Source organism: Pseudovibrio flavus (assembly GCF_009711345.1).
GTDB classification, from domain to species: domain Bacteria; phylum Pseudomonadota; class Alphaproteobacteria; order Rhizobiales; family Stappiaceae; genus Pseudovibrio; species Pseudovibrio flavus.
Map to the genome: position 1 here is coordinate 186,525 of NZ_SMMA01000061.1, position 12,978 is coordinate 199,502.

Annotated in this window: 9 protein-coding genes; 2 read left to right on the forward strand and 7 right to left on the reverse strand. The window is 50.6% G+C overall.

Annotated elements, in window-relative coordinates; translation table 11 throughout:
- Positions 1-133: 133 nt before the first annotated feature.
- On the reverse strand, positions 134-1,027 hold the full coding sequence (locus E1162_RS10060) for a DMT family transporter (protein ID WP_155130269.1): 894 nt from the start codon (positions 1,025-1,027) through the stop codon (positions 134-136).
- A gap of 268 nt (positions 1,028-1,295) precedes the next feature.
- Here E1162_RS10060 and E1162_RS10065 point away from each other — a divergent pair, with 268 nt between their 5' ends.
- Positions 1,296-2,963 (forward strand): formate--tetrahydrofolate ligase, encoded by a 1,668-nt coding sequence (locus E1162_RS10065; RefSeq protein WP_155130271.1) that lies wholly within the window; start codon positions 1,296-1,298, stop codon positions 2,961-2,963.
- Between the two features lie 6 nt (positions 2,964-2,969).
- Here the strand turns inward: E1162_RS10065 and E1162_RS10070 are convergent, their stop codons facing one another.
- From E1162_RS10070 to E1162_RS10085, 4 genes are all read right to left on the reverse strand, one after another.
- Positions 2,970-4,085, reverse strand: a complete 1,116-nt coding sequence (locus E1162_RS10070; RefSeq protein ID WP_155130273.1) for a heparin lyase I family protein — start codon at positions 4,083-4,085, stop codon at positions 2,970-2,972.
- 106 nt (positions 4,086-4,191) lie between these two features.
- A complete protein-coding gene (locus tag E1162_RS10075; protein ID WP_155130275.1) occupies positions 4,192-4,611 on the reverse strand; it encodes a regulatory protein RecX in 420 nt (139 codons plus the stop codon).
- 177 nt (positions 4,612-4,788) lie between these two features.
- Entirely contained in the window at positions 4,789-5,601 is an 813-nt protein-coding gene (locus E1162_RS10080; protein ID WP_155130277.1) for a ferredoxin--NADP reductase, read from the reverse strand.
- Between the two features lie 442 nt (positions 5,602-6,043).
- Positions 6,044-7,714 (reverse strand): EAL domain-containing protein, encoded by a 1,671-nt coding sequence (locus E1162_RS10085; RefSeq protein ID WP_371311891.1) that lies wholly within the window; start codon positions 7,712-7,714, stop codon positions 6,044-6,046.
- A gap of 328 nt (positions 7,715-8,042) precedes the next feature.
- Here E1162_RS10085 and E1162_RS10090 point away from each other — a divergent pair, with 328 nt between their 5' ends.
- Complete coding sequence (locus E1162_RS10090; RefSeq protein WP_155130279.1) at positions 8,043-9,209, forward strand: aq_1923 C-terminal domain; 1,167 nt, start codon at positions 8,043-8,045, stop codon at positions 9,207-9,209.
- Between the two features lie 69 nt (positions 9,210-9,278).
- On the opposite strand, the gene E1162_RS10095 is transcribed toward E1162_RS10090, so the two are convergent.
- Both E1162_RS10095 and aspS read right to left on the reverse strand, forming a co-directional pair.
- The gene (locus E1162_RS10095) at positions 9,279-11,057 is read right to left on the reverse strand and encodes an ABC transporter ATP-binding protein (protein ID WP_155130281.1); all 1,779 of its coding nucleotides are present in this window, start codon (positions 11,055-11,057) and stop codon (positions 9,279-9,281) included.
- A gap of 127 nt (positions 11,058-11,184) precedes the next feature.
- Entirely contained in the window at positions 11,185-12,969 is a 1,785-nt protein-coding gene (gene aspS, locus E1162_RS10100) for an aspartate--tRNA ligase (RefSeq protein ID WP_155130283.1), read from the reverse strand.
- Positions 12,970-12,978: the final 9 nt, after the last annotated feature.

Sequence of the window (12,978 nt, forward strand, 5' to 3'; positions counted from 1 at the left end):
ACTCTTCAGAAAATTCATATAATTCAAATACATAAAATAGTTTTTTGAATTTCTTCCTAAACACACCAAACAAACAAAAAGGCCCTGCAACCGCGTTGGAGGGCCTTAAAATTTGTCACGGTTGAACGCTCGTTTAATCCATAAAGATCAAACCGCAGCCAAGAACAACAAGCGCCGCACCAATCCATGCGCCTACTGCCGGCGTCTCTTTGGTCAGCAGCCACAACACTGGCAACATCAGCACAGGGCTTGTTGCTGAAAGCGTTGTAATAACGCCCACCTCACCGCCGGAAAGCGCAAAGAGGAACAACGTCATACCCAAGCCCATTCCCACAAAACCGGAAAGAGCTGTACGGCCAAGAGTACGCAGAGTTGGCTTATTCTGCATTTTGATAGCAGCCCACGGCAGCTGCATCATGATCGTCAAACACATGGAAGCGATCAGACAGCGCATAGCAGCAACAGCAGTTGGGTCGGCACCGCTATCCATAACCGGGCGGATAAGAATGGACCCGATAGCCTGACATAGAGCGGCTACAAAACCAAAGCTGAGACCAATCCAGATTGGCCCCTTTACCGCTTCCCAATGGTGAAGCTGCGCACGGCGCTTACCAAACACAATAGCCAGAACAACACCGGAAAAGACGACGAGGATACCAAGCAACGCCTGCATGGAAAGCGCCTCATCCAGCACCATCCAGCCCAAAAGCACAGTCATTGGCGCATTGATGGAATAGATGATCGCTGTTCGGCGCGGCCCAAGGCGGTTCAAGGTCAAAAAGAGCGCGGTATCGCCAAGGAAAATGCCGATAAACCCGGAAAGGATAATCGGCGTAGCCAAGCTAACATCGACCGTACCCCAAAGACCGGCAATGGTAGCAAACACCGCCAGCATAGCCGTAACCATCCACATACGCAGACAGTTGAAGCCGATTGCACCGAGATAACCGGCAGGCCGAGAGGAAATCATGCCCCCGATTGCCCAGCAGAACGCAGTGAGCAACGCGGCGCTCTCATAAATATACATGGGATTACAATCCTAAAATGCGCAGGATTCGACAGCTATCCTATTGCGTGCAGCAAGACAACTAGAACCACTTTCTACGCAGCGTCTACCCACCGTTACAAATAGATTTTTGAGAGTATCTCATCCACTCTTAAAAAGAGAAACTGTAAAACCTTAACCCAATTCTTGTGTTCTTTTCCGCTCTCACTATAGATGCGTCATATCTAGATCGTCGCTATCACCGTAAGAATGCGACTGACCCAAACCGACACAAAGCCGGAACTAGTGAATGAGCGATATTGAAATTGCCCGTGCCGCCACCCTTCGACCAATGGAAGAGATTGCCGCAAAGCTGGATATTCCAGCCTCTGCTCTGGAGCCTTATGGACGCTCCAAGGCAAAAATCGCTAATGATTATGTAGCGAGCCTCTCTGATAAGCCTTTTGGAAAGCTGGTGTTGGTGACCGCTATTTCTCCGACGGCTGCCGGCGAAGGGAAAACCACCACGACCGTTGGTCTTGGCGATGCCATGAACAAGCTTGGCAAGAAGACAACCATCTGCCTGCGCGAACCATCTCTTGGTCCATGCTTTGGCATGAAAGGCGGCGCAGCTGGCGGCGGCCATGCACAGGTCGTACCGATGGAAGATATCAATCTTCACTTCACCGGAGACCTTCACGCCATCACAGCAGCGCATAACCTTCTCAGCGCGATGATCGACAACCATATCTACTGGGGTAACGAACTCGGTATTGATCAGCGCCGCATTGTATGGCGCCGTGTGGTTGATATGAACGATCGCGCATTGCGCTCAATCACAACTGGTCTGGGCGGCGTAACCAACGGCTACCCGACTGAATCCGGCTTCGATATCACAGTTGCCTCCGAAGTAATGGCGATCCTGTGCCTTGCAGAAAGCCTTGAAGACCTTCAAGAGCGCCTCGGCAAAATCGTTATTGCCTACAAGCACGATAAAACCGCTGTGACTTGTAAGGACCTGAAAGCAGATGGCGCTATGGCTGTGCTGCTTAAAGAGGCATTCCAGCCAAACCTTGTACAGACACTGGAAAACAACCCTGCTCTCATTCACGGTGGCCCGTTCGCCAACATCGCGCATGGCTGTAACTCAGTAATTGCAACCAAAACTGCGCTGCGCACCTCTGACTTCACTGTTACAGAAGCAGGTTTTGGCGCGGACCTTGGCGCTGAAAAATTCTTCGACATCAAATGCCGTCAGGCAGGCCTTACCCCTGATGCCGTGGTGCTGGTCGCAACAATTCGTGCGCTAAAAATGCACGGTGGTGTCGCAAAAGCTGACCTTGGCAACACCGATGTAGAAGCCTTGAAGAAAGGCAGCGCAAACCTTGCTCGCCATATCCTGAACGTTAAGCAGTTCGGTCTTCCTGTTGTTGTGGCTCTCAACCGCTTCTCCGGCGATAGTGCTGAGGAAATGCAGGCTCTGCAGGAAATCACCCGCGAACTGGGCGTTGAAACCATCATCTGCGAACATTGGGCCAAAGGCTCAGAGGGCGCACTTGATCTGGCTCGCCACGTTACAACGCTGCTGGAAAGCACTCAGGCGCAGTTCGCACCGCTTTACCGAGATGACCTCCCTATCCTTGAAAAAGTGAAGACAATCGCGACGCGCATTTACCGCGCCGATGAGATCACTGCTGCGCCATCGGTCAAATCCCAGCTAAAAAAATGGGAAGCTGAAGGCTACGGCCACCTACCAGTATGTATTGCCAAGACACCATATTCCTTCTCTACCGATCAGAAGGCCTATGGTGCACCAACGGGTCATACGCTTGATATTCGCAGTGTCCGCCTTTGTGCAGGTGCTGGATTCATCGTAGTGCTGACTGGTGAAGTTTTGACCATGCCAGGTTTGCCACGTCATCCTGCAGCCGAAACCATCGGCCTTGATGCGAACGGCAACATCGAAGGTCTCTTCTAAAGCATATCAATCGACATCGGACCGCTTCGGCCCTCGCTTGAAGCGGTCCAGATAAACGACAGAATCCAGATCTTTGCGGTCAGGGTCGCGATAGTGCCCGAACTTGAAATATTGTGTTGGGCCGGTGAAATCATCATTGCCGACAGACCCTGTAACGCGGGCGATAAAGTTTCCATTGGCCCATATTTCAATGAGAGCACCGCCTTTCCGATCGCCTTTGATACGATAGCGCATATCAACCCATCCCTTTGATGGATCCGGCAAGTTGGGATTGGCCGATATTTCAATCTTTACGTCAGGGTCCTGACTATATTTTTCTTTGTCAGTCAAAAACGGGAAGGCTTTGACGTTCTGCGTTTGAATCGCCTTGTTAAACTCGGAGCGGCGAAGCTGTTGGTCCAAATAATCCTCATAGGAAATGGAAGCGTCTTCTTTTTTGCGGAAGCCGTAGTCATCAAGCAGAAGTAACTGCTTCATTTCATTAGAAAAACGATCGAAGTCGAGATACTGGTCACCATCGGACTTGGCAACCAGAAGACGTTTATCATTGTGCTGAACGGTGATGTGAAAAACGCCATTGTCATAGCGCTGCGCAAGGAACGGACTACCGCCGGACTCCTCTTTCCACTGGCCGATGACCCAGCGCGTACTACCGCTTCGCCAAACCGTTCCTTTGATGAGGAAGCTGAAGGAATACCAAACCTCATCTCCGAAGTTGCAACGCTTCTCGTTCGCCTCCCAAATCTCGTGTTTAAGCTTTCCCTCCGCATCAACAATATCATCACCAGTGATACTGATAGCAAGCGCCTGCCCGCCCTCACGTACGTTGATGCCTTGCAGAGTAAAGTCTTCCTTTGGCACCATGCGCTTGGTTAGCCAGTTTTTGGGAGATAGAGGTTTGGCGAAATCTTCTAGAATAGTTTCGCAGGTACCCGACCGATCCTGCGGGGTCTCAACAACCAATTCTTCAGCGGGAGCTTCCACATTCGGAGCACTATCTATGGGCTGGCTATTTTGCTGAGCAAAGACGTATCCGCCAGCGAGGAATAGAGCAGCAAATGCCGAAATAGAGCCGAACACAGCAGAGCGCAAAGGAAAGGTTTTCACAGAAGATACGAACATATTCACCCTTCTAAACGGGGTAATTTCAGTTCACATTACATTATCAGAGCATAAAAATCTAACAAACGACAATCACAGGACAACTTCTGACTTTTTAAATGCAGTATTAATCAGCTGGAAAACCTAGAAGAATATCCTGAGCTTCATCAAAGCTGTACTCTAGTGTCTGTTTAGCAAGACTATAGGAAAAACCGGCTCTTAAGAGACTGGCAAGATGCTTGTCGTGCTTTTCTTCCCGATCCTTGCGGGCAAATGGACCTAGTCCCCGCCTGCGGGCATAGTAAAGCGCGGCCTTTTGATCGTCGTGCTCACTCTCTTCAAGGGCACTGCTGACCACGTCCTTGTCCGCACCTTTGAAAACAAGTTCCTGCGATAGACGCGCTTGAGACTTTCCCTTGGTCTGACCAACCCGAATGCGAGACTGGCAATAAGCTTCATCATCAACAAAACCATGCTCTGAACACCACAAAACCACCTGCTCTATCAGAGCAGATGGATCATCCAGTTCCCACTCACGCTCTTGCATACGCTTTTTCAATTTGCGGGTGAGAACACGAGATAGGTTTTGCTGTGTGGAGGGATATCGTGAGAGGTAGTACGCTGCGGCGTTCTTAAGATAGTTCAATACCTTTTCTTCTAGCACGCAGCGCCCCGTTCAAATGAAAAACCGATAGGCTTTAATAAAGGAAGTGGCAGCAGGCCCCTAGCCCACAAAAGCCCTTTCAACCACAAACTCTGCCGGACGGTTGTTTGCGCCTTCTGTCAGGCCGCGCTCTTCCAGCAAAATCTTGGTATCACGGATCATCTCCATGGAACCACAAATCATGCCGCGATCTACAGCAGGGTCGAGCGGGGGTACGCCAAGTTCCTCAAAAAGCTTACCGTTCTCGATCAGATCGGTAATCCGTCCCTTGATAGGAAAATCATCACGGGTAACGGAGTTGAACAAACGCAGTTTACCCTCTGCCATTTCGCCGATTAGCGGATCATCCTTGATCTGTGCCACAAGATCCTGACCGTACTTCAACTCAGAAACCTCACGGCAAGTATGAGTGAGGATGACATCCTCGAACTTTTCATAGGTCTCTGGATCGCGAATAATGCTGGCAAACGGAGCAATACCGGTGCCGGTAGAGAACATGTAGAGCCGCTTACCAGGAATGAGAGCATCATTGACGAGCGTTCCGGTAGGCTTCTTCTTCATCAAAATGACGTCGCCGATTTCAATCTTCTGGAGATGCTGAGTGAGCGGGCCACCCGGTACCTTGATAGAGAAGAACTCGATTTCCTCATCCCAAGAAGGGCTGGCAATTGAATAGGCACGGTAGATTGGCTTGCCATCAACCATAAGGCCAATCATGACGAATTCGCCAGAGCGGAAACGGAAACTAGCCGGACGGGTGATACGAAACCGGAACAGACGGTCCGTGTAATGTTGAACCTCAGTCACCTTCTCTGCAAACACGTTTGCCGGAAGTGCCTCCATCAGCTCTTCACCTTTCATCACCACATTCATATGACTATCCAACTCCATCGGAACGAAACATTCTAGCTGCTACAGTTTTAGCGTAGAAATTGAACCGAGCTAAGGCCCACAGCAGATCAAATTTGCGCGGAAGTAAAAACCTATTCCACAAGAGGAACAATCCTTAGAACGTAGAGGACGCTGAATGCAGCGTCTCTTAATCAGGCAGGCTCGAATCCACGCAAACACAAACCTAGGTACTTACACATGCGAGATAATACAATAAGCATTGTGCCGCACCTCACCACTTTCCATGAAAGCAATCCACGGTGATCCAATAGACCTAACACGTTCAAATATCCTGCATTAGTACGAGAACAACGCTCTATTTGATTATGGAATAATATAAGGTTATCACCGCAGCCGCATTTCATGCTTATCGAGTGACAGCTTCGCCACCAAATCACGAGCGGGTCTAAGCGATGTTTCTTAATTAGGCAGCGGGTTGAGACTGATCTTCATTTGCCCCACCTTCTTCTGCTGCAAGGCGCTCTGCTTCCAAAGCAAGCTGCTTCTCAAGTACCGCCCCAACAGGATTATAGGTCCCCGTCTCTATTTGATGAGCAAGAAGCAGATAATCATCTACCGGTAATGGCTTTGCGAACAGGTAACCTTGAGCTTCGCTAACACCCAGCTTTTCAAGAGCTTTCATTTGCGTATAGGTTTCCACGCCCTCAGCTATGATGCCCATATTGAGATTATCTGCCAGTTCCACAATCGATACGGCAATACTGGAAGCACTCTGGTCCGTCCCAAGCGGGTCCACGAACATACGGTCGATCTTTACGATATCGACCCCGAGCTTTTGCAGGTAAGCCAAACCGCCGTGGCCCGTACCTACATCATCAAGAGCAACGCGTACTTCCATAGACTGAAGTTCGGCAATGATTTTACGCGCCAGATCGACGTTTTGAAGCGGTTGGCGCTCTGTCACCTCAAGCACGATCTGGGAAAGAGGTATTTGGGAGGCTCCATATATCTCTTTGATATCGCGAATAATCTCGCGGTTGTTAAAGTGGCCGGCAAAGAGGTTGATGGAAAGCTTCAGCTTAGGGTTTCTGGAATAAAGATCGCCCACCTCATCAATGGTCTGTACCATCAAACGGCGTGTCATCTCAAATATGTGACCAGTCGCTTCTGCGTAAGGCATAAATTTGCCCGGTGGTATCATCACCCCATTGGGCTGTTGCCAGCGCATCAAAACTTCACAGCCGAGTAACTCGCCGGTCGAGATGTCAACAACGGGCTGATAATACGGTATGAACTCGTTGTTGCGAATGGCGGCTATAAATTCGTCTTCTGCTTCGCTATCAGGCCGCCAAGAGAACCAAACGCCCACCATCACAAGAAAAATGGCACCACTAGCACAGGCGATAGCCGCAACGATTTTGAGCTCGTAGACCAGCTCCAGAATGGCCTCTCGATCACTCTCTATCTTTGCGGAAATCGGATAAAGCGACGAGCGCAGCGTAAGCGACAATGGCCCATCACTTCCATCTGCAACTGGCATAGAATTTACGCTTGTGTGAACCCACAAAGCATCGGCGCCCAGACGAACCTGCAAATTGCTGGCTTTCCTGAGGTATTCCGGGCCCGGTTCCAAATCCATCACAAGCGGAGAGATCTCGGCAAACAGCCGCCATCCGTTATCTACGGCCCACGAAATACGCGCTCCTTTAACTCCCCTGAAGTCCTGATCCATGAGACCGAGCCCAACACGCGGACTATCAACGGAATAGGCAGGCAGTAGATTTCTGCCCGAAAGCGCTTTCGCTGGAACGGCACACATAGGAACGCCAGCTTCATCTGCCAGTCCCAATGAATGTACAAAGACATTACTGCCGACTGCGTTGCCCATGGCCCGTCGGTTTTGCCAGCTACAGGAGTTCACGCTGTTTTCGTCCAGCTCTTGAAGAGCAGAGACAACCTGCGTGATTGCGCGCTCAGCCTGCGAAATATAGCGCTTTGCGATGGATTGCATTTCTGCTCGAGCCCGTTGCTCGGCATAGTTCTCAAGTACGAGATTCGTTACGAGCAGCGGCCCCAACGACACGAGAAGCGCCAGAGCGATCGTCCGGATAAAGATCATGTAACGGCGCGACACGGGCGGCAAAACTCCCAGCTTTATGGATACGTATTTTTATCAATTAACTAGGTAAAGAAATTGCAAAACTTCGTATTACCACCAGAAATCTACCGCTATTATCCAGCTCGTTACGACGAACGGATAACGAGCGGACCATGTTTGTGATAGGCTGCGCGGCGTTAGGTTTGTTTGCCAAAGCTTAACCAATAACAAGAACGGGCGAAGCTGAATGATCGCCGGTCAATGTCCTATCCATTCATAAAAAGGAAAGAGTATTACCGTGTCCGCTAAGAGCAGCGTAAAATTTAGCAAATTGCTCGCATATGCATTTGCAGCATTCATTGCAATGACTGGGCTAACACTTGCCCAGAACACTGAAAAACAACAACTTCCGCAAAGCTACATGAATTTGTTTGAAGGAAGCGGAATTGACATCGAGGAATTCGGTGAGATCGAAGAGACCTCCGACAGCCTTATTGTCCATGACCTTGTTATGCGCCCCTCACCGATTGAGGATCCAAACCTGTTTTTGGAAACAGGTACAATGGAGTTCCAAGGTTTTCACAATGATGTCGTAGGCGAAACACGCATCGATATTATCAAAATCAACGATGCGAAGTTTTATGACGATGAAACAAAGCTGACTTTCGACAAGCTGGAAATTCACGATTTCTATGTGCCCGAGGAAGTCAAGGAAATGACCATTTCCGAGGCTTTGAAAGAACTACCTTTTACGCTGGTCCAGTTTCAAAACTTGAATTACGAGGACCCGTCAGAAGGCATCACATCTTCGCTCAAAAGCATTAGCCTTGCATTTGATGCCATGAGCAACGAGGACGTATTCGATCTCGCCTTCACAATGGAAAGCGTTGAGTTTCCCGTAACTGATGAGCATGCCGACAGCATGACATTCCTCAACCCAGAAGCTGAAACGCTCTCCTTCTCGGTTGATAGTAAAGTCAGCTGGAACCTTGTTTCCGGCCTACTGGATATCAACTACCTCCAACTCATCGTTGACGACATGTTTTCTGTGAACGCCAACGGTATGGCGAGCGGCATCACTGCTGAACTGATCGAGGATTACGAAGCTGCAACGAAAATGGGTAAGACACCAAACCCGCTGGAGTTTACAGATTCTATCATCATCAACAATGCAGCGGTCACCTACGAAGACTGGGGCGCAGCACCAAACATTCTAAAGCAGATGTCAAAGGAAACCGGCATTCCTGAGGAAGCGATCACCGAGCAGCTGACAGCTAATCCTTCGATCTTCCTTCCTGAGATCAAAGACCCTGAGTTGAAGCTTCTTCTTGCAACCGGCATTCAGAAGTTCCTCCGTTCTCCGGAAACCATGACAGTGCGAGCAGACCCTGAAGAAAGCATCGTGAAACTATTCATGGGCATCGCGTTCGCGCCTAAGATGATGGGCCGCTTGCTGAATGTCTCTATGGAAGTAAATGGCGAGCCGGTAGAGCCAGCTGCTTCTGCTCCGGTCACACAGCGCAGCAACTAATCATTTCACTTCGCATATCCGAGATACAAAAAAGGCCCCTCAAACTGGAGGGGCCTTTTCTTTTGAGCTCTAGTCAGAACCTTCAGTGAACTGCAGTTCGCATAGCCTGCGATAGAAGCCATCCATCTTGTAAAGCTCATTGTGGTTGCCGCTTTCAAGCAGCTTACCGGCATCAAGGACATGGATAACATCTGCATTTCGAACAGTTGAAAGCCGATGGGCAATAACGATTGTCGTCCGGTCTTCCATCAAACGCGCCAGTGCAGACTGAACTTTGCTTTCAGACTCTGCATCCAGAGCCGATGTCGCCTCATCCAGCAACAAAATCGGTGCGTTAGAAAGCATTGCACGGGCAATGGCAATACGCTGACGTTGACCACCTGAAAGACGGCCGCCGCCCTCGCCTACCATTGTATCGTAGCCATTATCCAAGCCTTCAATGAAGGCGTGGGCGTTGGCATTCTTTGCAGCTTCGATGATTTCGTCTTCACTGGCATCTGGGCGGCCAATGGCAATGTTTTCGCGAACACTGCGATCAAACAGGAACGTATCCTGCGTAACGATAGCAATACTGGAACGAAGGGATTCCACAGAGGCTTCGCAAATCGGCTGGCCGTCAATGAAGATAGCGCCGGACTGCGGCTCGTAGAAACGCTCGATCATAGCGAAGACGGTGGACTTACCGGCACCAGAAGACCCAACCAGTGCAGTTACCTTACCAGCCTGCGCGGTCATGGACAGGCCATCCAAGGCAGGCGTTTCGCCATACTGGAACACAACGTTATCCAGTTTGACCTCACCCTTGGAAACTTCAAGCTCTTTAAGACCTGCTTCGCCGCCCTTTGCTTCATCCATATCGAGCAGTTCGTACATCAAACGCACACCAACAAGTGCCGAGTTCAAGTTGACCTGAAGACGAGCAAGGCGCTTGATCGGATCATAAGCAAGAAGCAAAGCCGTAATGAATGCAAAGAATGCTCCTGGGTCCTGCCCAAGAGAAATAACGCTGTAGCCGCCATAAAGGATGATCATCGCGATTGCGATGCCGCCAAGCGTTTCCATCAAAGGTGATGTGCGAGCTGTCAGCTTTGCGATCTTGTTGGACTGCTGCTCTACCTCACGAACCGCCGTACTCATGGAACCTGCCATTTCCGGTTCGTAGCGGAAGGACTTGACCACACGAATACCAATCGCGGTTTCTTTCACGATCGACAGGATTTTCGTTTGGGAGACGAACTGTGACTTTGCAATCTTGCGCACGCGCTTGACGAGCTTGGAGACCACAAAAACCGCTGGCGGCATGATGGTCATGGAAATCAGGCTCAAAAGCGGGTTCTGATAAACCATCACAGAAACGAGGCCGATTACCGACATCAAGTCGCGACCAGCGGCCAGAATGATCATATCCATGACCTGACGGGCAGACGTCGTGTTGTGACCGAAACGGGTCGCCAGATCACCAAAGGAGGTATGGTCGAAATAGCGCACGCCCAGACGTGTCACCTTCTGGTACATTCGCTCCTGCAAGCCGGCGACAATGGAGTTACCAATGCGGCTCAGAACCACTTGCTGACCGTAGGTCGCCAAGCCACGAATAACGAAAATCGTAACAACAGTCGCCGAAATCACGTAGACCATCGTCTGGTTACGGTCGATGAAGATCTCGTTGATCACGTCTTTCATGATAGCGGCAGAACCCGCACCAGCTGCTGCTGCAACTGCCATGAGCAAGAATGCGATGGCATACTGGGATCGGTAGGATTTGAAGTTTTCCTTCAGCAACCTTCGGATCAGCGAAGCTGCGCTTTCGGGATCAGCAAACAACTTCTTTTTTAGCGACTTGAACAAATTGAACCTCGGTCATTCGGCACGTTGCGCGACCTATTATCACAAAAAAAGGCGATCGTAGAGCTTACGACCGCCTTCCTAGTATTTTCTTACAGACGCAATCCGTCTCTACCTGAAAAGCTAAGGATTAGCTCTGTGGCAGGTTGAGGCGAATGTGAAGGTCACGCAGCTGAGCTGGGAACACTTCGCTTGGAGCGCCCATCAGCAGATCCTGTGCCTGCTGGTTCATTGGGAACAGGGTCACTTCGCGCAGGTTCTTAGCGCCAACCAGCAACATAACGATACGGTCTACACCAGCAGCCATACCACCGTGTGGAGGTGCGCCGTACTGGAATGCGCGCATCATACCGCCGAAACGCTCTTCGAGAGTTTTCTCGTCGTAACCAGCAATAGCGAAGGCCTTTTTCATGACCTCTACCTGATGGTTACGGATAGCACCGGAGCCGATTTCATAGCCGTTACAAACAACGTCGTACTGGGCTGCGTTCAGTTCCAGAGGATCGGTGTTTTCCAGACCTTCAAGGCCGCCTTCTGGCATGGAGAACGGGTTGTGAGAGAAGTCGACCTTCTTGTTCTCTTCGTCCCATTCGTACATTGGGAAGTCAACGATCCAGCAAAGTGCAAAGCGGTCTTCGTCGATGAGGTTCAGCTCTTCACCCGCGCGGGTACGTGCCTTACCTGCAAAGTCTGCAAACTTCTTCGGATCACCTGCTGCAAAGAATACTGCATCGCCTTCATCCAGACCAAGCTGGGTGCGGATTGCTTCAGTACGTTCTGCGCCGATGTTCTTCGCAATAGGACCAGCGCCTTCAAGCACTTCGCCTTCCTTACGGAAGAAGATGTAGCCAAGGCCAGGCTGACCTTCGCTCTGAGCCCAGGAGTTCATACGGTCACAGAATGCACGCGAACCACCGGTTGGAGCAGGAATTGCCCAAACCTGAACCTTTGGATCGTTCTCGATCATGCGTGCGAACACTTTGAAGCCGGAACCGGCGAAGTGTTCAGTCACTTCCTGCATTTCGATCGGGTTACGAAGGTCAGGCTTGTCAGAGCCGTATTTGCGGATGGATTCTGCGTAAGGAATGCGAGGGAATTCCTGAGTAACAGGCTTACCTTCAGCAAACTCTTCGAAGATACCGCGGATCACTGGCTCCATAGTTTCCAGAACGTCTTCCTGAGTCACGAAGCTCATTTCAACGTCCAGCTGGTAGAATTCACCCGGCAGACGGTCTGCGCGAGGGTCTTCATCGCGGAAGCATGGTGCGATCTGGAAGTAACGGTCAAAACCGGACATCATGAGCAGCTGCTTGAACTGCTGTGGTGCCTGCGGCAGAGCGTAGAACTTGCCCGGATGGATACGGGAAGGAACCAGGAAGTCGCGTGCACCTTCAGGAGAAGATGCAGTCAGGATCGGGGTCTGGAACTCGTTGAACGCAGCGTCGTTCATGCGGCGACGCATAGAACTGATGATCTTGGTACGGGTCATCAGGTTCTTGTGCAGCGTTTCGCGGCGCAGGTCGAGGAAGCGGTACTTCAGACGGGTGTCTTCTGGGTATTCCAGCTCACCAAACACAGGAAGAGGCAACTCGAGAGAAGAACCAAGCACTTCCATATCGCGAATGAACACTTCAATCGCGCCGGTAGGAAGGTTTGCGTTGGATGTCTCTTCGGTGCGCTTCTTTACTTCGCCGTCGATGCGGATACACCATTCGGAACGAACTGTTTCAGCAAGCTTGAACGCTGCAGAATCCGGATCAACCACACACTGCGTAATGCCATAATGATCGCGCAGGTCGATGAACAACAGACCGCCGTGATCGCGTACACGGTGTACCCAACCGGACAGGCGAACCGTTTCTCCCACGTGGGTTTCGCGCAACTCTCCACAGGTGTTGCTTCGATATCGATGCATAGCGTCCTC